Origin of the sequence: Pseudomonas brassicacearum (genome assembly GCF_003732175.1) — a bacterium.
Taxonomy (GTDB): domain Bacteria; phylum Pseudomonadota; class Gammaproteobacteria; order Pseudomonadales; family Pseudomonadaceae; genus Aquipseudomonas; species Aquipseudomonas brassicacearum_G.
Genome location: NZ_MOBI01000041.1, coordinates 1 through 21,714 on the forward strand (window position 1 = coordinate 1; position 21,714 = coordinate 21,714).

The 21,714-nt window shown below is 56.9% G+C and carries 19 protein-coding genes; 10 read left to right on the plus strand and 9 right to left on the minus strand.

The genetic code is table 11. The annotated features are described in order from the left end of the window. The first annotated feature begins 267 nt into the window (after positions 1-267). Positions 268-5,037 carry a DUF3320 domain-containing protein gene (locus BK658_RS28765; RefSeq protein ID WP_123585267.1) on the plus strand — a complete coding sequence of 1,590 codons (4,770 nt, stop codon included), beginning with the start codon at positions 268-270 and terminating at the stop codon, positions 5,035-5,037. A 472-nt stretch (positions 5,038-5,509) separates the two neighbouring features. On the opposite strand, the gene BK658_RS28775 is transcribed toward BK658_RS28765, so the two are convergent. Beyond that, positions 5,510-7,996: a PQQ-binding-like beta-propeller repeat protein gene (locus BK658_RS28775; protein WP_123585268.1), complete on the minus strand. Its 2,487-nt coding sequence runs from the start codon at positions 7,994-7,996 to the stop codon at positions 5,510-5,512. A gap of 398 nt (positions 7,997-8,394) precedes the next feature. On the opposite strand from BK658_RS28775, the gene BK658_RS28780 reads away from it, so the two are divergent. Further along, positions 8,395-8,667 carry a hypothetical protein gene (locus BK658_RS28780; RefSeq protein WP_123585269.1) on the plus strand — a complete coding sequence of 91 codons (273 nt, stop codon included), beginning with the start codon at positions 8,395-8,397 and terminating at the stop codon, positions 8,665-8,667. Between the two features lie 314 nt (positions 8,668-8,981). On the opposite strand, the gene BK658_RS28785 is transcribed toward BK658_RS28780, so the two are convergent. After that, the gene (locus BK658_RS28785) at positions 8,982-9,275 is read right to left on the minus strand and encodes a fructose-bisphosphate aldolase (protein WP_123585323.1); all 294 of its coding nucleotides are present in this window, start codon (positions 9,273-9,275) and stop codon (positions 8,982-8,984) included. A 495-nt stretch (positions 9,276-9,770) separates the two neighbouring features. Here BK658_RS28785 and BK658_RS28790 point away from each other — a divergent pair, with 495 nt between their 5' ends. Next, complete coding sequence (locus tag BK658_RS28790; RefSeq protein ID WP_123585270.1) at positions 9,771-10,193, plus strand: HD domain-containing protein; 423 nt, start codon at positions 9,771-9,773, stop codon at positions 10,191-10,193. Positions 10,194-10,227: 34 nt separating this feature from the next. On the opposite strand, the gene BK658_RS28795 is transcribed toward BK658_RS28790, so the two are convergent. Beyond that, complete coding sequence (locus tag BK658_RS28795) at positions 10,228-10,620, minus strand: VOC family protein (RefSeq protein WP_123585271.1); 393 nt, start codon at positions 10,618-10,620, stop codon at positions 10,228-10,230. 324 nt (positions 10,621-10,944) lie between these two features. On the opposite strand from BK658_RS28795, the gene BK658_RS28800 reads away from it, so the two are divergent. Next, a complete protein-coding gene (locus BK658_RS28800; RefSeq protein ID WP_123585272.1) occupies positions 10,945-11,373 on the plus strand; it encodes a hypothetical protein in 429 nt (142 codons plus the stop codon). Between the two features lie 223 nt (positions 11,374-11,596). Continuing rightward, positions 11,597-12,022, plus strand: coding sequence for a hypothetical protein (locus BK658_RS28805; protein ID WP_123585273.1), 426 nt, complete (start codon positions 11,597-11,599; stop codon positions 12,020-12,022). Between the two features lie 97 nt (positions 12,023-12,119). Here the strand turns inward: BK658_RS28805 and BK658_RS28810 are convergent, their stop codons facing one another. Continuing rightward, positions 12,120-13,826 carry an amidase gene (locus tag BK658_RS28810; RefSeq protein ID WP_123585274.1) on the minus strand — a complete coding sequence of 569 codons (1,707 nt, stop codon included), beginning with the start codon at positions 13,824-13,826 and terminating at the stop codon, positions 12,120-12,122. A gap of 114 nt (positions 13,827-13,940) precedes the next feature. Continuing rightward, on the minus strand, positions 13,941-14,285 hold the full coding sequence (locus BK658_RS28815; protein WP_123585275.1) for a hypothetical protein: 345 nt from the start codon (positions 14,283-14,285) through the stop codon (positions 13,941-13,943). A 97-nt stretch (positions 14,286-14,382) separates the two neighbouring features. On the opposite strand from BK658_RS28815, the gene BK658_RS28820 reads away from it, so the two are divergent. Then, on the plus strand, positions 14,383-14,910 hold the full coding sequence (locus tag BK658_RS28820; protein WP_123585276.1) for a DUF3087 domain-containing protein: 528 nt from the start codon (positions 14,383-14,385) through the stop codon (positions 14,908-14,910). Between the two features lie 5 nt (positions 14,911-14,915). Continuing rightward, entirely contained in the window at positions 14,916-15,596 is a 681-nt protein-coding gene (locus BK658_RS28825) for a GNAT family N-acetyltransferase (protein ID WP_123585324.1), read from the plus strand. Between the two features lie 93 nt (positions 15,597-15,689). Here the strand turns inward: BK658_RS28825 and BK658_RS28830 are convergent, their stop codons facing one another. The 4 genes from BK658_RS28830 to BK658_RS28845 all read right to left on the minus strand — a co-directional run bounded on the left by BK658_RS28830 (position 15,690) and on the right by BK658_RS28845 (position 18,331). Then, positions 15,690-16,004, minus strand: coding sequence for a type II toxin-antitoxin system YafQ family toxin (locus tag BK658_RS28830; protein WP_123585277.1), 315 nt, complete (start codon positions 16,002-16,004; stop codon positions 15,690-15,692). Continuing rightward, positions 15,970-16,260 carry a type II toxin-antitoxin system RelB/DinJ family antitoxin gene (locus BK658_RS28835; RefSeq protein ID WP_054598088.1) on the minus strand — a complete coding sequence of 97 codons (291 nt, stop codon included), beginning with the start codon at positions 16,258-16,260 and terminating at the stop codon, positions 15,970-15,972. Before BK658_RS28835 ends, BK658_RS28830 begins: the two co-directional genes overlap by 35 nt. A 320-nt stretch (positions 16,261-16,580) precedes the next feature. After that, on the minus strand, positions 16,581-17,519 hold the full coding sequence (locus BK658_RS28840; RefSeq protein WP_123585278.1) for a class I SAM-dependent methyltransferase: 939 nt from the start codon (positions 17,517-17,519) through the stop codon (positions 16,581-16,583). A 134-nt stretch (positions 17,520-17,653) separates the two neighbouring features. Then, on the minus strand, positions 17,654-18,331 hold the full coding sequence (locus tag BK658_RS28845; protein ID WP_123585279.1) for a type 1 glutamine amidotransferase domain-containing protein: 678 nt from the start codon (positions 18,329-18,331) through the stop codon (positions 17,654-17,656). Between the two features lie 345 nt (positions 18,332-18,676). On the opposite strand from BK658_RS28845, the gene BK658_RS28850 reads away from it, so the two are divergent. From BK658_RS28850 to BK658_RS28860, 3 genes are all read left to right on the plus strand, one after another. Next, positions 18,677-19,237 carry a cytochrome b gene (locus tag BK658_RS28850; protein ID WP_123585280.1) on the plus strand — a complete coding sequence of 187 codons (561 nt, stop codon included), beginning with the start codon at positions 18,677-18,679 and terminating at the stop codon, positions 19,235-19,237. Between the two features lie 25 nt (positions 19,238-19,262). Next, the gene (locus BK658_RS28855) at positions 19,263-19,835 is read left to right on the plus strand and encodes a YceI family protein (protein ID WP_123585281.1); all 573 of its coding nucleotides are present in this window, start codon (positions 19,263-19,265) and stop codon (positions 19,833-19,835) included. 121 nt (positions 19,836-19,956) lie between these two features. Beyond that, positions 19,957-21,570: a sensor domain-containing diguanylate cyclase gene (locus BK658_RS28860; RefSeq protein WP_259740162.1), complete on the plus strand. Its 1,614-nt coding sequence runs from the start codon at positions 19,957-19,959 to the stop codon at positions 21,568-21,570. Positions 21,571-21,714 lie beyond the last annotated feature (144 nt).

The following is a 21,714-nucleotide window of genomic DNA, read 5'->3' on the forward strand; positions in this document are numbered from 1 at the left end:
TCAGTGGCCGGATGCTCATGGAATAGGTGGCCGGATGGCCGTGGAATCCGCACCTATGGTGAAAGGGCTTTTGTGAAGTTGGCATGGGTTGATTGCGTGAAGGCTTACTTTTCAGTGCCTGCGGACCTAACGAAAAATAATTCTACAGGCAACGTTAGTTCGTTGTGATAGCGATGATCGTCGTTCATGATCCAAGCATCTGCCGTTAACTGACGGTAATCTGTTTCCCAACGTTTCCAGCCTCGGCCACGTTTCAAGAGAGTCTTCATGAGTTCAGGGATTAGTCAAAAGCTGCAGGGTAGCCGCAAGGAACTGCTCGATATCGGCCTTCGCAACACCATGCTGAACTTCCGCGCGTCAGCGAAGACGTTGGCGGTGGTGGATGAACTGTCTGAGTCGGTGTTCCACCTGCTTTATCGGCAGGAGAAAGCCATGAGTTTTTCGCCGATGGCCCGCCAGAAGTCGGCTGCGTTGGCGAAGGTCGCGCAGCCCGAAGGAGAGGACGCTCAGGACGTAGCGACTGATGAATTGCTGTTGCTTGAACTCGATGGCTTGGGCGAATTGAGTGCTGTCGACGATGAGGTGGATGAGTCGGGTCGAGCGCGGCGGCATACGGATACGCGCTTGCAGACGGCACTGGATGAGGAGCGCCTTTTCCTGCAGCTGTTGAGGATTCACAGTGAGGCGCGAACCTTTGTCGAGGAGCAAGGGGTAAACACCCTGTTTCTGGCGCTGGGCTTCCTTCATTGGTACGAAGCGGACAGCTCAGAGACCCTTCGCAAGGCTCCTTTGATGTTGTTGCCGGTAACCCTTGAACGCAGCGGCGCAAAGGACGCCTTCAAACTGAAGTATTCCGGCGACGAGTTGATGCCTAACTTGTCGTTGATCGCCAAGCTCAAGACCGATTTTGGTCTCGACCTCGCGGCCTGTGAGTTCAGTGAGGATCGCTTCGATGCTACAGAGGGTAGCCTCGACAGTTTTTATGCTGAAGTGACGGATCTGGTAGGCAAACAACCCCGCTGGAAGGTTTCAACAAACGAGGCAGCGCTTGGGTTCTTCTCCTTTGGCAAGTTCCTGATGTTCAAGGACCTGGACCCGAAGAGTTGGCCGCAAGACCATCAACCCGATGCCCACCCGGTAATCAACCGGCTTCTGGGGTCTGGCTTCGGTGACCAGCGGCCGTCTTATGCCGAGGATGTGAACATCGACTCGGTGCTCAAGCCTGGGGAAGTCCGATTCGTCAAAGATGCGGACAGCAGCCAGACCGAAGCTATCCTCGAAGTGCGCGAGGGCGCCAACCTGGTTATCCAAGGGCCTCCGGGCACTGGTAAGTCGCAGACCATCACTAACATCATCGCGGAATTGATTGCCCAGAAAAAAACCGTGTTATTCGTGGCCGAAAAAATGGCTGCTCTCGAAGTGGTTAAACGTCGGCTCGACGAGTGTCACTTGGGTGATGCGGTGCTGGAGCTGCACAGCCACAAGTCGACCAAACAATCGGTGATCAAAGAGCTGGGTCGCACGCTTGAACAGGGTCGCCCGCTGACCAAGGTGGGTGAAGATGATTTGGTCAATCTGGCGGAATTGCAAGGCAACTTAAACCGGTACTGTGAAGCGGTGAGTGCGCCAGTGGGTGCCAGCGGCATGGGTTTTGTCGAAGTGTTGGGCCGTTACCTCAAACTCAAGCGCAGTTACGGCGTGTTGCCGACGATTGCTTTCGCGCCAATGGTGTCATGGACCCAGATCGACCAGCTAAAACGCCGCCAGTTGGTTGAAGAGTTGACACTTCATCTTAAGGAAATGGGCCGCCCAGACCAAAACCCGTTCTGGGGAAGCAAGCGAACTTATTTCTCTCCCATTGAACAGAACAATGCGAACGATGCGTTGCAACAAGCAAGTGCGCATTTAGCCGCTCTGGACGCTGCAGCCAAGGCGCTATCGATTCGACTGATGCTGACTCAGCCCGCCACTCTCGCGGACGTTGCTGTCATATGCCGCGCTGCAAGGCGGGCGGCCGAAGCGCCTCGTTTGCAAGGTGTAGAGCTAAGTACAGGGGACTGGCAACTGCGCCGCGATGCAATTCGTGAATTGCTCGATGCCGGTCAGCGCATGAGCACATGTAAGGCCAACCACGGGACCCAGCTGATCGAGGCCGCATGGGAGCAGGACCTGTTGGATGTTCGGCAGAATCTGCTGGCTTACGGAGACAAGTGGTGGAAAGTATTTTCGGGGCGCTATCGTGCGGCCAAAGCTCGCTTGCAAGGGCTTATACAGGGCGCTCTGCCCGGCAGTAACGCCGAGCAACTCACTCTGGTCGATTCGGTCCTTGCCTATCAACAAAGTCTGAAGGTTTACCACCAACATGAGGGACTGGGCAGCGCTCTCTTCGGTGCTCAATGGCAACGTCAGCAGTCCGATTGGGCGGTGCTTGAGCGCGTAAGTGCCTGGGTTGTGCAACTCTACGAAGACCTCGGCAACGGCAATGTACCGCAGGGGATTATTGCGTTCCTTGCCGGACACACGGACGCCAGCGGGCTTGGGGAGACGGTCAGTGACATCGAGGAGCATCTTGCTGGCCTCGATCAGGCATTGCTCGCTGGCCTGGAAGTCATCGGCATGCAGGATGACACCGCACAAACACTGCGTAGTTTAGATCTGCCGGCTTTGGGCGCGCGCTTGCAACTGTGGCAGGCCAGCCTGGGCGCGCTCTACCAAATGGCCCGCTTCAATGTGCTGTCGGGCGAAGTGCATCAGGCCCAACTGGAGGAGTTGTTGAATATTGCCTTGCGCAGCGACACGCCCGATCAGCTACCGGCGATCCTCGACTTCTCCTGGTATTCGGGGCTGGTACAGAAGGTCTACGCCGAAAAACCAGCACTACAGCAATTTGACCGCATCAAACACGAGCATCAGATCGCCAAGTTCAAAACCCTCGATGCCGCATCGTTGAACCATGCGCAAACGTTTTTGGCGCGGCAGGTGTGGGAGCACATGCCTAATGTGAACCAGCCGGGTGAAATGGCGATTTTGCGCGCAGAACTGAACAAGAAGCGCCGGCACATTCCGATCCGCCAACTGATCGACAAGGCCGGGCGGGCGATTCAGCAAATCAAGCCGGTGTTCATGATGAGCCCCATGTCCATCGCCAACTTCCTGCCCCCAGGTAAGCTGGCGTTCGACGTGGTGGTATTCGACGAGGCTTCTCAGGTCAAGGCTGTCGATGCGTTTGGCGCGATTTTACGTGGCAAGCAAGTAGTAGTGGTTGGTGATACCCGGCAGATGCCGCCTAGCGATTTGTTCAGCCGCGACATCGCCGCTGATGACGACAACGAAGCCACCGCCGACATCGAAAGCATCCTCAGTCTATTCAAGGCGGCGGGCAGCCAGGAACGCTACCTGCGTTGGCACTACCGCAGCCGACACGAATCACTCATCGCCGTCTCAAACGTTGAGTTCTACGACAGCAAGCTGGTGGTATTCCCTTCCGCGGGCCAGCACCCACATGCCAAGGGCGTGAGCTTCGATTACCTACCGCAGGCACTGTATGACCGTGGTCGCACACGGACCAATAAGGACGAGGCCAAAGCAGTCGCCCTAGCAGTGATGAAACACGCGTTGGAGACACCGGAACTGTCCTTGGGGGTGGCCGCGTTCAGCGTCCCGCAGCGTGATCTGATCTATGTTGAGGTTGAACTGCTGCGGCGCAAGACACCTCAGGCCGAAGCATTTTTCACCACACAGGGCAGCGAGCGGTTCTTCGTCAAAAACCTTGAAAACATTCAGGGTGACGAGCGCGACGTGATCTTCATCAGTATCGGTTATGGCCGCAATGAATCCGGTCGTATCGCCCGTGATTTTGGCCCGCTCAATAAAGATGGCGGGCATCGCCGACTCAACGTCCTGATAACGCGGGCCAAATTGGCGATGCGCGTGTTCTGTAACTTCCGAGGCGATGAACTGGAAATCGATGCCAGTGCCAAGCACGGTGTACGGGCCTTGAAAAACTTCCTTAAGTACGCGGAAACGGGCGAGCTGGAAGTCGCCGAAGAAACTGGCAAGTCCACAGACTCGCCCTTCGAGGATGAGGTTATCCGCGCCTTACGCGATCTCGACTATCAGGTAGAGCCGCAAGTTGGCACTGCTGGTTACTTCATTGACCTCGCCGTGAGAGACCCCGAGTTTCCGGGCCGATACGTGCTGGCCGTTGAATGCGATGGAGCGGCCTATCACAGCTCGCGCTCTGCGCGTGATCGCGATCGCTTGCGCCAAGGTGTGCTTGAGGGCTTGGGCTGGAACTTCCATCGTATCTGGAGTACCGATTGGTTCCGCAATCCTAAGCAAGAAATCACACGCACAGTAGCGGCAATCGAGGCTGCCCGCGAACATATAGCCAACCGTCGTAGCGTCTCGGTCACAGAAGCTCTGATCGAGCCCCAGCATGAAATTATCCGTGACGAAACCATTGCCGAAGTCGAGCCGATCGCCAGCCAACCTTATGAAAAGGCGCGGCTCTCTGCAGTCAGCACCCAAGTGGAACTACATCAACACCAGCCGGAACACCTGCTGCGCCTGATCCGTTCAGTGGTCGATGTCGAATCACCGGTGCATTCAGTAGAGGTCACTCGGCGGCTAATGGAGGCTTTCGGGGTGACACGGCAAGGCTCAAGAATCACCGCCGCGGTGGAGAACGCCATTGGCATGGGCATAAAGCAGAGGCACTTCTTGCGCCGTGGCGAATTTCTTCACCTCGTCGAGAATCGCCCCGTTGTCATTCGCAGCCGAGCGCATTGGGAGTCTGCTGAGCGCAAACTGGAGTGGGTCGCGCCGGAAGAACTCGACCAGGCCCTGATAGAAATCATCATTTCGGGGTTTTCCATGAGTCATGACGACGCGATCTCTGGCGCCTTGAGACTGCTCGGTTTTGGCCGCGCCACGGCCAAGGTGACAGCGCCATTGAAAGAAAGAATCGAGCAGATGACACGTGATAGGCGGTTGGAGCTGAGAGAGGGCCGGCTGGTGGTGTCTGCTTCTGGCTGATGCGGAAGGTCGTTGTACCGGGTAATTAACAGGTGATGGATTTATTTGAAAAATAGATCCGTCACCTTTTATCCATTATGCAGCAATGCATCGGCTTGAAAATCCTGAGCCACCTGGAATGCTTAGCACGGAACTTAGGCCTGAAAGAAGTCAATCTGGACGCTACGTTGAACGCTGCCGAATTTTACCGGCGATGCGGTTTCGTGGGTGACGAACCTGCTATTTACCATTACGCCCTCCTGAAAATAGATCAGAAGGTGTAAACCGAAGGTGTAAACCTTATTCAGGACGGGACACCCTGCACACCAGCGAACATTGTCACGGGGAATGGAGGCTTTGAAGGATTGCTGTAAATTCGGCGACAGAAACGAAAAAACCCAAGGTCCGGTTTTTTATCGAAAGAGCTTTGCTTCTGCCTCAGGAAGTAGGGTTGTCCCCACTGGCGACCTTTAGCCTTCGAGGTATTTGGCTACTACTTGTTCGCCTTCTCGATTGCAATCTTATTCTGAGGACCGAAAGAATATTTCAGGGCCCGTTCTTTCATGGTGCGAGGGGCCGGCAAACCTACAGTCTCCGGGTTCGCGAAGCCGGTGATGCTCTGCCCGAGCATGGGATTGATCGCATCAAACAGGAAACTGAAACCTTGTTTGAGCGAGCTCTGGGCGATGCCGTGACATCCCATACAGCCGCCCATGGTCAGGCTTTGAGTGCTGTGGTCATAATCCGGCACCATGATGTTGGTTTGGTTGCGCGCATTGGTCAGGGTGTTGTTATTCGGAATGGGGAATACGTTGCTCCCGCGAAACAGCTGAATCCCCGGCTGGCTGCTTTCGACCACGATATTGGCCAGGTAATAATCCGGGTCGGTTTGAGTACTCGACGGGATAGCCTGCACCCCTTTAAGCCGATAGTGCTTCCAGACCGAATTGTTGAATTCGCTACTGCCGTCCATCAGCTGCTTGACCTGATTGTTCACCGCTGCGACTTCGGAATAAATGGTCAGCGGTTGCACCACACGGATCGGGCCGGCCTGCCCCTCAGGAATCCCGTTACTGCCGGAGTAGACGGGCGGACTAAGGTTCGAATTGGCGACTGCGCCCGCCTTTGGCAAGGAAGCCATATAGGTTTTGTTGCCGTCAGAGAAGGTGGCCGTTGGGGGATTGTTTTTATCGAAACCGGGATAGTCAATCGTGTCGTAGTTGGCAACGTAGTAAAGACCCGTCGGCGACTTGCCATCGGGCAGCGTCAGGGCATCCTCTTGCTCGAACGTGGCGAATATGAAGGTCGGGTAATTGGGCGTCTTATGGATGATATGCAGGGCTACCAACGCGTAGTCTTCATTGTGCGCCACCGGCGCATCGTCTTTGCCCTGATAGGTCACCACCGTCGCCGTATGGTAGCGCCCGCGATTCTGGACCGGAATGTCTGCCAGCTTGCGCCACGCAGCCTTGACCTCCACTGCGCCGTCGGGCAGCACTATATGATCCGGGAAGCTGCTCAAGCCTTTCGCATACTCGTAGACGACGGGGTTCGCCTTGGCTTCGAACAGGATCTGACTGTCGTTAGAAGGCGCATAGTTACTCCCTGCTTTTGCCGCTTGCGGAGGGTTGACCGGAAAAAATATCGCGTTCTGGCCTATCTGGGTCGCCTCGTCCAGATTGTTGTAATAGGCATAACTGGCCCCTGGCGCCAAAGGCACACCGCTGAGAAACTTGAAATAGGTGTATTGCGGTTCAGAAGTGAATGGACGCGTAGGACCGCCAGCGGGGTTTGGCGCTACCGCCGGAAACAACTCGCTGCGATGGGCGAAGGTTTGCCACAACAAGGGATTGGGCGATTGCGGCACCTTGCCCGAATCGGCAAAGCTGCTGCCGGGATTGCCGACGCCACGGTTAGCCGGCAACGGGGTCTTGGCCGTATTGTTCAGTGCGAAAAAACTTCGCCAGGCGAACGTTGCATAGTCGGTATGGCTAAGACCCGTTGCCAGGTCCGCAGGCAGTTGTGGGTTGTTTGCTGTCAGATCGCTCGTGGTAATGGCATAGGAAACGCCCAGTCCCGGCGCGCCCGTCAAATCCCCGGGGAACGTCTTGGAAAAATAGGGGCTCCAGTTGACTCCGTCGGTTGAAGCAAACGTATTAGTGCCACTGCTGATAAAAATGCGGTTGCCGATCATTGTTGCACGGCTCAGGAGAAGCTCATTGGCGATTCCCGACAGCGTTTGCTCATCGCCCCAATGAGCACTGCGGTCGTAAGCACGCACGGCCAAATGGCCAACATCATAAGAGTAGTAAAGCAACAGCTCACCGTTATAAACCACCGGCACTATGCTCAGGACCCTGTAAGCGTTTGCCTTGAACCCGAGATTTGGCTGGCTCCACTGAAGACCATCGTCCGAGGTCACGTAGTAAACAGTGTCGTCGTCCTCCTCGCAGTAGAAGACAAACAATTGTCCGTTGTACACCACAGGACTGTTATAGGCGGTATCACTGGAGGCCGTGACAGGGCTAGCGTTGGACCAAGTCATGCCATCTTCGGAACTGATGCTATTTATTTGAGCCTGGTCGGTAAAGGTCAGTATCAGCTTTTGCTTGAACACCGTTACTGAAACATTACCCAAGATATTGGCGACGGGGATGGACTGTGGAGGAGACCAATTATTTCCCTCCGCCGAAGTGGAAAAATAGATATGAGCGGTATCACTATCGCTGACCCAGAACATATACATCTTGCCTTTGAACGATTGCACTGCGGGTGTAAACAACCCAACCGAAGTGGATGGCACACTGCTGGTTGCAGACGGTTTTCCATTGATGGCATCAGGACTGTCGAATACGTCCACTTCGATCCCCACACCTCTTTGGGGAGTGGCAATGATCACATTTTCCGCATAAGCCGATGAGACCGCGAATAAACCACACAGACACAACATCAGTCGACTGAGTACCGTTCTAAGGCTCATAGGTTTCACTCTTTTGAATTAATAGTTACCACAGGCCGTGGATACGTCCTGACAGGCGTAGTTGTTTTATTGCTCAAGTGCGAGCCGCACTGGATGATGTGGAAGTCATTGACTGCATTGCGATAGACATATTGTTAGCCTCCCAGCTAATGAAGCACTTACATCCTGTGTGAAGAGCGACCCAGTGTTGCAGGCACAGGGCTACCAGTCGCATTTTCCATGGTAGACGACGGTTTAATATCAGCTAGGAAAATTCTGAAAAAGATATCAACCCATGGTTGGGCCTGCACAGCGAGGGAATGCCTGCCAAGCGGCAGACAGGAGGACGGCCAATGAACTTTCCACCCAGCACTCGCCTCAACCCATTACCAGCCCAACAAGGAATATGAGGCCTTGCCATGAAAACCCTGCTGAAACTCACCCTCGCCGCCACCCTCACTTGCGCCCTGCCCGCCGGGGCCTGCCCCCCCGAGGAAGCCACTGCCAAGCGGGAACAACTGGCCCAGGAAGTGACCAAACTCACCGAGCAGAACCCGGCCAAGGCCAAGGAAATCAACGACGAGTTGCAGGCCATGGATCTGGAGACTGCCAGTAAGGACATGCCGGATAAGTGCCAGTTGATCGATAAGCGTCTGGAAGAGTTGAAGGATGCGGGGAAGAAGGCTGGGTGATTGCCCTGGGCTGAGCACCGCTTCGCTTTTTTGTGGTGAGAGGATTTATCCACGTTGGGCTGCGAAGCAGCCCTGAAACCAGACTCTCGGTATGTCAGGTGCAATTGAGTAGCCATACAGAGAACCATAATTCAGTGCAACAAAATCACCACAATAAACTCATGAACTGCATGGAGCTCTAGCTGCTAAAAACTAACGATAAAATACGTTATCACCACTTAATGAGGCTCGTTATGGCTACCCGCAGGATAAAACGGAATGTAAGCAGGCAAAAAAAACCGCAGCAATGCGGTTTTTTTGCGACTAAATGCGGGTTACTGCCCCTTGGGCGAATCAAACCCACGCTGCTCAATCACCCCAAACACATCAGCCACATCCTGAACCATAATCCGAGCAATATTGGCGACAGTGTTGATGTCGTTCTCGGCGTAGTCGGGGAGGCTGGTGCAGGCCATGAGGTTGAGGTATTTGAGGACGGCGTTGAGGCGTTCGCTGACGCAGTTATGGAGTTCGCGTAGCGGGACGTCGCTGTCGATGTGCAGGACTGGGCAGTCGGTGGCGAATTGGGACATGGGGGTGAAGCGGCGGGGCGGGTTTTGAGTCGTCATGATTTTAATCCTAAAAAGATAAATCAAAACCGTCATAACCAATTCACAGTCGGAAACCGGCTGTGTCGTGTCTGACGGTACTGGTGCTCTTCTTAGGGCTGCGAAACCCTGTCGCCAACAATGTCAGCGACGGGACGAATATAAGCGTCGGCTTTTGGCGCCGCAACCGGGGTGTAGGACGCTGCGCAGTCATTCTGCCGATGTGGTTTGTCCATGTTCGGCGGCGTATTTGCCGTAAACAGGGCGTTGCGGAGTGTCTGAGGAAATTGGGAGGTAGGGCTTGGGGCTGCTTCGCAACCCAGCGGGAGCAAGCTCCCTCGCCACGGTGGGTGGATTCCTACGAGAGTTTCGGAGCTGAAAATCAAAAGATCGTCCGAACGCGGCCCGAGCCTTCGGCAGCTCCGAGCGTGGGGGAGTGGAAGTCCGTCGCGGGTTGGCTCAAGCTCGGCATCAATGTGAGCAACCGCTACGGCTTTGAAGCCAAGGAAAACCGAGATGACTCAAACACTGGAACGTGCCATCGCCATCGCTGCTGCCGCTCACGAGGGGCAGGTCGACAAGGGCGGTTCGCCGTACATCCTGCACCCGCTGAAAGTGATGCTGAGGGTCAGCACCCTGGAAGAGCGGATCGTGGCGGTTCTGCATGACGTGGTCGAGGACTCTGGCATCAGCTTCGATGATCTGCGTAAAGAAGGCTTCAGCGAAACGGTGCTGGCGGCCATTGAGTCTGTCACCAAGCTGCCGGGAGAGCCCTACGAACTGTTCGTCGAACGAGCGGCGCAGAACCCGATAGGCCGGGTGGTCAAGCTGGCTGACCTTGAAGAGAACAGTGACCTGTCCAGAATTGCACAGCCGTCCTGGGAAGATCTGGAGCGAATTGAAAAGTATCGGCGGGCGATTGGCAGACTGCGTTCGTAGCGAGCCAACTCGGAATTTAGGCCCCAGCTATCGCTCACGCCTGCACTGGCGTGCAAAGCTCCACCAATGTCCCGTCCGGGCAGCGAACGTACGACACGGTTTGCCCCCAGGGTTTGATGAGGGGGGCGGCTATTTCAGTGGCGCCTGCGTGTAGCGCTTTGGCATGGGCGGCGGGGACGTCGTCGGTCACCAGGCCCACTTCGATGCCCAATGGTTTGGGGGAGGCGTGGGCCGAGATGTGGCCGGTGCTGAAGTTCATCGCCGCGAGTTCGTCGGCGGCGAATGCCAGGGTGGTTTCGCCGGTTTCGAGTTCGCCGTAGGTGGCGGATTCGTGGAGGAAGCGAGTGGCAATCCCGAAGGCGGATGAGAAGAACTGGAGTGAGGCTGCAACGTCTGGGACGTAGATGATCATGTAGCCGAATTTCATGTGCGAACATTCCTTGTTGTGCCATTGGGGTGGCAAATTTAGCAGAAGGCGGACGCAACGTTGCATCCGCCTGTCATCCACTACATGCTTGGATTTGGGGACAGACCACGAATTCAACGGTTTTTGAAATCGTGGTCTGTCCCAGTATTCCGGCCTCGAATCCGATCATGGAAAAGCTGTTTTCCCGGTAAACCCTCGAACTACCTGACCGAGTGGCTGAAATTTATTGGCGTTCAGCTCCCGTGTCTCATGGCTCGGCGGCTGCCCCGGGCATAACAGGCGTATGAGTTTTTGGACTGCTGCTCAAATTATGGAGATGCCAGGATGGTTGAAAAGGTTTTGAAGTGGAAGCTGGTCAATTTTCTGGTGGCCGATGCCGAGGTGGATTACAACACCGTGAGCGATTTATACACCGTGGCCGAGAGTGGCGATGTGGATGCGTTGGCCGACGTGCTGGAGGCCTTCAAGGAAGCATATGGAGGGCTGTGGGTTGGCGGGGGGCTTGTGGTTACTCAACATGTGGTTCGCTTGAGCGCCAATGCTCTGAACCGCGCCGTTCAGGATGGAACCCTGGATATTGAACTCCCGCTGGCATTGGTCCGAAAGGTCAGCATTGAAGGTGGGTTTATCACGAAGATCGTCCGTCTGGATACCGACGCTGGCAGTGTTAAATTCCGGTGTTTTGGTGCGAAGGACATCGCCTCGCAGATAGAGAAGTTGATCGCCTCGCCGACCTTGATACCCGCCCTGTAAGAGTGGATTTGGGGGCAGCCCACGATTTCAACGGTTTTTGAAGTCGTGGGCTGTCCCGGCATTTCCGGTGAGTAGAAATCGGGATGGCCGTGTCCCTGTGACTTTGTATTCCAGCCCGGAACTTTTCTATAAATTGATGTCAATTTGATGGCGTGTCGCGACGCTCAATCATCTGGGATCAAGCAGTGCCAGGCTGTTTCCTGGCAAACCATGGAAGAGTGTGATGAGAATCATCATTGCAGTGTTGTTGATGCTGAGTGGGTACGCCTTTGCTGATTGCTCCGGCATCAGTGACAATGACCAACGTGCTTTTTGCATGGCCAGGATGGGCAGCAGTACCTGCGGGATGATCAACGATTCCGAATTGCGCAGTGTCTGCAATGCGGAGTTAAACGGTGGCAGTTGCAGTATGTCCGACAGTGACCAGCGTAGTCTGTGTCTCGCCAGGCAGAATAGTAATAGCGGTAACTGCGGCGGCATCAGCAACTCAAATATTCGCAGTGCCTGTATGGGGGAAACGGGCGGTGGCGGGTGCGATATGACTGACAGTGATCAGCGTACTTTGTGCCTCGCCAAAAAGGGTCTTAGTAGCTGTAGCATGATCAGCAACAGCGACCTGCGCAACCAGTGTGAAGCCATGACGCACTGATTAAACAGCTCGCCGGGCACCCCCGGCGTCCTGATCGAATTCAATCAAAATCCGATGCCTGAACGGGCATCGGATTTTTTATGCGCAGTGATCCGTTCTACTTCCGCAACGCCGGAGTCCGCGGCGGAATCATCCGTTTCGTCCCCGTCGCCTCAAACGCCGAAGCCAAGCGCAGCAACGTCGAATCATCATACGCACGGCCGGCAAAGGTCAGCCCGACCGGCATGCCGATGTCCGGCATCACGCCCATTGGTACAGTGACCGTCGGCACGCCGAGGTGTCGGATGGCGAGGTTGCCGTTGGCGACCCAGATGCCGTTGCTCCAGGCGATGTCCGCCGACGTTGGGTCGACATCGGCATTCGCCGGGCCGACGTCGGCGACGGTCGGGAACAGCACGGAATCGAGGCCGAGTTGGTCCATCCAGTCTTCGAGGTCGATTTTGCGGGTCTGTTCTAGTCCCCGCAGGCCGTCGGGCACTGTGGCGATCTGGTCCCACGGCGTCAGGCCGCGCTCGGCCATCCGCACGTATTCGTCCATGCCGGCGGCAAGGTCGCCTTCGCGGTTGGGCAGGGTGCCGGGGTCGTGGGGGAAGATCAGCGGTCCGTTGACGTCGACCAGGCGATTCAATGTCGGATCGCCGTTGGCTTGCAGGAAGTCATCGAACGCCCACGCGGTCAGGTCCCACAGCTCATGGTGGAGGAACTCTTTGGAGACGATGCCGCGATTGAACACGGTCGGCGCACCGGGGCGATCGCCTTCGCAATGGGAGACCAGCGGGAAGTCGACGTCGATCACTTCGGCGCCAGCGGCTTCGAGTGCCTGGCGAGCTTGTTCCCAGAGCCCGATCACCGAGGCGCGGGTGTTGATTCGTTGCCCGGTCGGGCCACCGATTCCCGGTGCTTCAGAGGTGCCGGCTTCGGGATCGGCGTTGATGTACATCCGCGGAATGCCGAAGCGTTTTCCGGCGAGTGCATCGGGATTTGCGGCAAGCGCCACATAGGACGCGGGACGCACCGAGGCGACGCTCGGGATCGGCACCCAGGGTTGCATCCGCCACAGGTCGCCGCGTGTGTCGGGATCTTCTGCCACGACCACGTCGAGCACTTCGAGCAGGTCGGCCATGGTTCTGGCAAACGGCACGACCACGTCCATCGTCGGCGTCAACGGCCAGTTGCCGCGCACCGAGATCACCCCGCGTGACGGCGTGTAGGCGCACAGGCCATTGTTGGAGGCAGGGCCGCGTCCGCTCGACCAGGTTTCTTCCGCGAGGCCGAAGGCTGCGAAACTGGCGGCGGTGGCGGTACCGGCGCCGTTTGATGAGCCGGAGGCGAAAGGGGCGGTGAGGTAGTCAGCGTTGTACGGGCTTTCTGCACGGCCGTAGACCCCGCGCTGCATGCCGCCGTTGGCCATCGGCGGCATGTTGGTCTTGCCCAGGCAGATGGCGCCGGCCGCGCGCAGCCGTTCAATGGTGAACGCATCGCGATAGGCAATCAGGTTGGCGAAGGCGGGACTGCCGGAAGCGGCGGTCAGCCCCTTGACCAGATAACTGTCCTTGGCCGTGTAGGGAATGCCATCGAGCGGCCCCAGTGTTTCGCCTTTGGCGCGACGGGCGTCGGATGCCCGCGCCTCGTTCAGCGCCTCGGAGTTGCGCACCACCACCGCGTTAAGGGCAGTGGGCGTGTCAGGGCCGTCGTAGGCATCGATTCGGGCGAGATAGGCCTGCACCAGTTCAACCGCCGTGGTCTGGCCCGATTCGAGCGCCGCCCGTAGTTGGGCAATGGGAACCTCGGTGACCTCGATCATGCTGCTCTCTCAAAATGGGTGTTCATAGGGTTTCTCGTGGCACTGTAGTACGCGACAGTGTCTGGGCTTTCAACCTGAGCATTCTATTTAACAGCCGTCTGCGTTTCCATTGACTCAGGTCGCTCTGAAGCTCCAGACAATCTCTACAATCCTGAACGCCATTACCACATAGAGCAGGCAGAGCACTATTTGCAGGCTCAGGTGGTAGCGGGTTCTGGCGAGTTTTCGTAGGCCGTCGCACATGTTCAGCAGCATCAATGCCACCGCCAGTCCGATCAGGCCCCAGCCCGCGACCCAGTAGCTAAACAGGTGGAAAAACAGTGAAGGCTGCGAGTGAAGTGCGTCGGTGCCAGCGGCCAGCAGCAGGGCGCACATCAGCAGGTTTCTGAGGTTGTCGAAGACTTCCTTGTTGAAGCCCCGGTCCAGTAAACGGTCGAATTTCGTCAGACGCGCGCGCATGGTGAGGTGTCCTGTTCATTTAGTGTGTCTGTATCGGGCTCTACGGGCGATAATGCCGCGCATCCTGTCTTCAACTTAGCAAAAGAGCCCTGCCGTGATGTTCGAGATCAAGCCGTGGAACCCTGAAACCTATCGACAGCAGACGCGCCGCAGCACCGTGATCATCGCCGTGACCTTCATCCTGCTGGCGATGACGCTGTCCGGCCTGGCCGTCATGCTGTTCGGCGAACCCGGTGGCGATAACTTTCGCTTCAACCTGGGCGGTGTCATTGCCGCCGTCATCGTTAGCGCCGCGCTGATGAAAATCAAAGGCTGGTCGCAGCCGTGGATGGCGGCGGCGGTTTACGGCTGGCAACTCAAACGTAGCCTGATGAGCGTCACCAACGTCATGCATCGCGTCACCGATGCGGTGCAGGCCGGTAACCCGAGTGCAATCAAGCTGCTGCGCTTTTATCACCTGGGGCTCACGCAAATGCACCAACTGGATGGCAACACCAGCAGCCTCAGCCAAATGACCCGCGAGATCGACCAGCACAAAGCGAGTATGGAAGCGCTGGGGATCGAGACTGAGCAGAATCAGTTGAACCCTGAGTGGCTGGCGGCAGTGAAGGCGAAGGAGGCATGAGTTCGATGTTCACGATCACTCACTTTGAAACCCCGTGCTCCGAGCCTATCAATGACCAGATTCTGCAGATGGTCGTCGACTATCTGACCGGTATCAGCACGGTGGCGATTGCGCCGAGCAACCTCCTGTTCAACGTCTATCAATATGCGATCGGCTACGAGGTTCATCTCTATCTGCAAGCGCTCGGCGGGTCCAAGGGGATTGCCGTCGAATTGATCGTCGCGATGGACGAAGAGGACCCTTCGAAGGTCATCGGCTTTTTGCTGTACCTGCCGGTCAAGGACGATCCCGAGGCGTGCGGCGTGGCCTACATGGCGGTGCAAACCAGTCATCGGCGTCAGGGCGTCGCCCGTGCGATGGTCCAGGAGATGGTCAGCCGATACCCGCATGCCGAGCTGACGTGCGCGGTCGGCAAGGTTGCCTGTTTCGAAGCGATGGGGTTTCAGGTGCTGGGTGCGCGCGGGCCGCAGGTGCTGATGAATACTCGTGATCACAGCACGGGCGGCTTGATGGGCGTGCTGGATACAGCACCGATCTACCGCTCGACAGAAGTGCGGCAGATCCATACGTATCTGCTGCAAAAGCACGGGAAGAGGGCGATGCTCGATGCCGAGAAACAGCGCGACCGGCATCTCGACCAGATGACGGCCAAAGTGAAGGCTTTTGTGCAGGAGCGGCTTGGGTAGGCTGCAGTTCACGCTACTTCGCGTTCTAACGGGTACTGTCGTTTACTGCTGAGATGTAAGAGGCTCGGACGCTGGAATTTAGCGTTCAGAGCCCTACTTGAAGAGTTCAGAATGACTTCCGAGATCGACAAATGTAATCAAGTCAGAATGTGAGTGCTCGTAGATCATCAAGAAGTCACCACCGATATGACACTCCCGAAAACCACTCCAATCACCCGTCAAAGCATGATCCAGGTACTCGGCCGGAAGTTGCTCCCCCAGAAATAACATGACCATGACCTGCCGGACTTCATTCATATCACGGCGTCCGGCTCGCTTGTAACGCTCCCAGGACTTCTTGAATTCCGATGTTTGAGCACACTGCTTTGGCAGTTCAGCGCGCTTTTGCTTTTTCTCCGGTTTCGCCATCAGTGTCCCTCAGCATGTCGTCTATCGAGTCGAACTGTTGGCGTATGCCTCGCGCTTCCATCATGGCGCGAGCTGTTTTTTCCGAAGGGACGCGTACCTCAAATGGAAGCCCCTGAGTCGCGACGACCTGACGTAGAAAAAGACGCATGGCATCACTGATGCTCAACCCGCAAGCGTTTAAGACTTCAGTGGCACGGACCTTCAGATCCTCATCAATGCGGCAACGCACGTCAGTGGTTTTCAGCAATGCACCCATGGTAATGACCTCATTGTTGGTTTGTAGCTACATTGGCGCTACCTCCAGCATTGTGGTTGAGCGTAGTCCTTTCGGTCAACGTCGCCTTGATGAATGGTTTCAAAGGCTATGACGCGGTCTGAGCACCGATAGGGATTCTCGCTCAGTATTTCAATCGTTTAAGCACACGATGAATATCGGCCTGGTCCACTTTGTGTTTGAGAACCGTCCGAGCCCAATGCAGGAAGTTACTGAAGGTGCTGCGCTCCGGTGTCTGCTTCCTACCTGAATCTGGTTTTTCAGGAGGCCGACTGCTGAGCAAACCATTCCAATACGGCTAATCAGCCTGCCCTGAACACCAGCGCCTTCAGGCCGCTTTCAGCATCGACATCGGGAAATTCCGGTGGGTTTTCCAGGCGTTGTTCGAAGCGCAGGCTCGGGGCTTCGCGGGTGACGCCGTCGATGAGAAAGTCCGGGCCGAAGGCCGGGTCATTCATGCAGGCCAGTACCACGCCATTGCTGCTGAGCAGTTCCGGCAGGCGGCGCAGCACGCGCTGGTAGTCCTTGGTCAGCAGGAAGCTGCCTTTCTGGAACGACGGTGGGTCGATGATCACCAGGTCGTAAGGGCCGCTGTTGATGACCTTGCCCCAGGACTTGAACAGGTCATGGCCCAGAAAGCTCACCTTGCTCAGGTCGTGTCCATTCAGTCGGTGATTGTCGCGTCCGCGGCTCAGGGCGCCGCGGGACATGTCCAGGTTGACCACATGCTCCGCGCCACCCTCGATGGCGGCCACTGAAAACCCGCAGGTATAGGCGAACAGGTTCAAGACGCGTTTGCCATGGGCATTGGCGCGCACCCAATTGCGGCCGTAGCGCATGTCGAGAAACAGGCCGCTGTTCTGTTTTTTGCCCAGGTCGATGCGATAACGCAGGCCGCCCTCGGTGATCGTCCATTCCTCGATCGTTTCCCCCAACAGCCATTCGGTGGTGCTTTGCGGCAGGTAGCGGTGTTGCAGCAGCAGCGTATGCGCGCCGGATTTTTCCCATGCAGGCGATTGCGCAATCTCCATCAGCAACTGCTTCAATGCCTCCAGTTGCGCCGGGTCAGGCTCCTTGAACAGCGAGACCAGCACCACGCCCTGCATCCAGTCGACGGTCAGTTGTTCCAGCCCCGGCCAGCATCGGCCCCGGCCATGGAATACGCGGCGGGTTTCTTCGGGTACAGCGGTCAGAGCCGTCAGTAAATGCTGGCGGAGGGTGGCGAGGGCGTCAGGGTTCATCGGGCGGGGCCGGCAGTTTGAAGGGGCGGCATTTTAACCACAATTGCGATGATTGGGGCTCTACACCGCAGAGCGCTTACGCAAGACGTCAGGCCCTGGCGCCGCAAGGCGGCGACAGGTGGCTGAATAGGATGTCAGCTGCCCAGGCGTTGCAACGTGGCCGTGGCCGCCGCTTCTGAGGACGCGGGGTTCTGGCCGGTAATCAGGTTGCCATCGGTCACTGTATACGATTGCCAATCGTCTTTCTTCGAATACCGCCCGCCGTTGTGCTTAAGCATGTCCTCTACCAGGAAGGGCACCACGTCGGTCAGCCCTACGGCGGCTTCCTCCGTATTGGTGAAACCGGTCACGGCCTTGCCCTTGACCAGTGGCTGGCCCTGAACCTGGGTATGCCGGAACACTGCGGGGGCGTGACAAACAGCGGCCACCGGTTTACCGGCGGCATACAGGGTCTCGATCAGGTTGATGGAGTCACGATCTTCGGCCAAATCCCACAGGGGGCCATGACCGCCCGGGTAAAACACCGCGTCATAGTCGCCGGCCTTGATCTGCGTCAGTTTCAGGGTATTGGCCAGTGCCTTTTGGGCGACTGGATCATTCCTGAAGCGTCGGGTCGCTTCGGTCTGGGAGTCCGGGGCATCGCTCTTCGGGTCGAGCGGTGGTTGCCCGCCCTTGGGTGAGGCGAGCGTGAGTGTGGCCCCGGCATCCTTGAACACGTAATAAGGGGCGGCAAACTCTTCCAGCCAGAACCCGGTCTTTTCGCCGGTGTTACCGAGTTGGTCGTGTGATGTCAGTACCATCAGTATTTTCATGACGACTCCGCTGATTGACTCAAGTGGGTGCAGTGGAAGTTGGGCGGCGTCCTGCTTTCGCCAACCGTTTTATTTGCCTTCAGCCTGTTGCGATCCTCAGGAAAACAGCAAGGGGAGCAAGAGCGGGCAGCGCTGTCGGGCCGTGAGCAATATTCGACGCTTAACTATGGTTGCCGATCCCGGGATTACAAATACAAAGAGACAAAGGGTACTGCGCTGCATAGCGGGGGAGCGCATTGGCCGCCGTCAAAGCATTTGCGCAAGCACCGGTACAGATCAACAATGTACCGCAGTCAGGCAGCGAGGTTTTCACCCGGTCACGTCGTCAGTCGACACGGAGCGCTCATGAACGATCGTTACACCCGCACGGCGATTTGCCTGCACTGGCTGATAGCCCTCGGGCTGATCGGCACCTTCGCGCTCGGCTACTACATGCCCGAGCTTGCGCTTTCGCCGACCAAACTGAAACTGTACTCATGGCACAAGTGGGCCGGGGTGACCTTGTTTTTTCTGGTGCTGCTACGGCTCGGCTGGCGCCTGGGCCATCCCGTCCCGCCGTTACCGACGACCGTGCCGCCTGTGATGAGGTTCGCGTCGCAGATTTCGCATGGGGTGATGTACGCACTGATGCTTGCGATTCCGCTCAGCGGCTGGCTGATGAGCTCGGCAAAAGGCTTCCAGACGTCGTGGTTTGGTGTCGTGCCACTGCCGGATCTGCTGCCCAAGGACGCCGCGCTCGGCGACCGTCTGATCGATGTGCACAAGGTCCTCAACTACACGTTGCTGGCGCTGGTGATCGTCCATACGTGCGCGGCGCTCAAGCACCATTTCATTGATCGCGACGACGTGCTGACGCGCATACTGCCGTCAAAGCGCCCGCCTGGCCCACGGCATCTCAAGCCATGAAGCAGGCCACTGACCGGATAATCCCATGACCCATCGATTTTCACGCACCGTCATCATGGCTGCAGTCCTTGCATTCGCTACCACGGCGGGTGCTCAGGCGGTCGAATACAAGAAAGTAAATGCAAGCGCGAGCCAGATCAGCTTCACCTATAACCAGATGGGGGCGAGGGTGTATGGCACGTTCGGCAAGTTCGAGGCCACCCTCGATTTCAACTCGGCGAACCCCTCGGCGGCCCACGCCGCACTGACCATCCAGCTCGACAGCATCGATGCCGGGAACAGCGATGCCAACAGCGAGTTGAAAAAGCCCGCCTGGTTCAACACGGCGGCTTATCCGGAGGCGAAGTTTGTATCGAGCAGCGTGAAGGCACTCGGCAACAATCGCTACGAGGTCACTGGCAAGCTCACGCTCAAGGGCATTACCCGCGAGGTCGGTGCACAAATCACCTTGAAACCGCAGAGCGCCATCGGCGTATTCGATGGCGAGTTCATTCTCAAACGCGGCGACTTCAGGATCGGTGAGGGCGAATGGGCCGATTACGGGGTTATCTCCAACGAGATCAACATCAAGTTTCGCGTGGTTGCTCCCGAGCAGTAGCCTGTGGTCGAAGCAATGCCGAGCCCGGATACCTGCCGATGGATTTGCCGCGCCGTGAAGGGAAAACACCCAAAAGCGCTACGCCCTCGGCTACACTCCGGCCATGCCAAATAACAATCATATGCCCTTGAATTTCACCCGAATCTTCAACAGCGTTGTCACTCGGCTGTTGGTATTGGCGCTGTGTATTGTCGTGTTTGGGGCGGTGGTGCGCTATTACGTGCTAACCGACTTTCTGCGTGAGGATTTGAGCGCGGTCGTGGAAGGCCAGCAATTGGCATTGGCGACTTATGTCGCTCACGATATCGACGACAAAATCATTCAGCGTCAGCGTTTGCTTGAGCTCCTTGCCGCCTCCATTCCTGTTGAATTCCTCAAGCAACCCGAGCGACTGCGTGCCTGGCTGAAAGAGCATTACGCCTACCAGACGTTGTTCTCGACAGATGTGTTCATCGTGAACACCAATGGGGATTTACTCGCGAACTATCCCGACCTGACGCCGCCGCTCAATACCCCTTACGCAGAGCGTGATGACATTCACGCCGGAGGGGCAGGACGTTCAGTTATCGGGCGCCCTGTGGTGGATCATGCAACCCAAAAACCGCTGCTGCCGATGTCCGCCCCCATCAAGGATGAACACGGTGGGGTTCAAGCCGTTCTCGTGGGCGTCACGGCACTCGCAGCACCAGGGTTTCTGGATTCCTTGCTCCAGAGCCACATGGGGGAGACAACTGGCGGATTCCAGCTGGTTTTCCCGGAAAGTCGATTGTTTGTCGAATCCTCGGCGCTTGATATGACGCTCAAGCCAACGCCGCCTCTCGGCGTCAATGCGCTTCATGATCGGGCCATGGCCGGATTTCGCGGTGCGGGGGTAACGCGCAACGCCGAAGGGGTCGAGGAGGTCTCTGCAATGGCGTCGGTTCCAAGTACCGGCTGGTTCGTCGTTGCCCGTTTGCCGAGCAGCGAGGCTTTTGCAACTGTAGAGCGAACACAGCATTTTTTGATCAGGGGGGCGTTTATATCTATTTTGATTTTCGCTGTGTTCTCGTCCATTGGCCTGTACTTTGTCTTTCGTCATCTGTTTCATGCCGCCGCGCAGGCTGACCGCATGACGCGTGATGAACTGCCACTGGCTCCCTTGCCAGTCACTCGCAATGATGAAGTCGGTCACTTGATCTCGGCCTTCAATCGTTTGTTGATCAAGCTGGATGACAAACAGGCCCAGCTTAAAAAAATTGCTCATCACGATACGTTGACGGGTCTACCCAATAGACATCATCTCTCGGGCCGGCTTCGCCACGTGTTGGCACTGGCACAACGCAAAGAGGCGAGTGTGGGCCTGTTGTTCATGGACCTCGACGGCTTCAAGCATATCAACGACACCCTTGGTCACGAGGCGGGTGACGAGGTGTTGCGGCAGGTGGCGAGGCGCTTTCGCCGGGTTGTCCGGGAGACCGATACCTTGGCGCGCATCGGTGGTGACGAGTTTGTTGTTCTGCTGAGTGACCTTGGGGACGATGCCGAAGAGATCGTGAGCACCGTCGCGACTAAATGCATTGATGCACTGGGAGCGCCGTTTTTCATTTCCGGTACGGTCTGCATCGTGGGTGTTTCGATTGGTATTGCACTGGGGAATGGGGAAAGCTCTGCGGATATGCTCCTGCTGGCCGCAGATCGCGTTATGTATCAAGCCAAAAAAACCGGGCGCGGTCGGTATGTGACCTACAAGCTTTAGGCAACAGTGCCCGATAACCCGCCTGGCCGTCGAAGCTGTCGCCAAGAAGACAGGGTTGCGTCCATTGATTGCTCCCGGACGATGGGGCTGTAAACTGGCCGCGGCCTACATGACCGCCCCTTTACCACCTCAAGCAAGAGATCC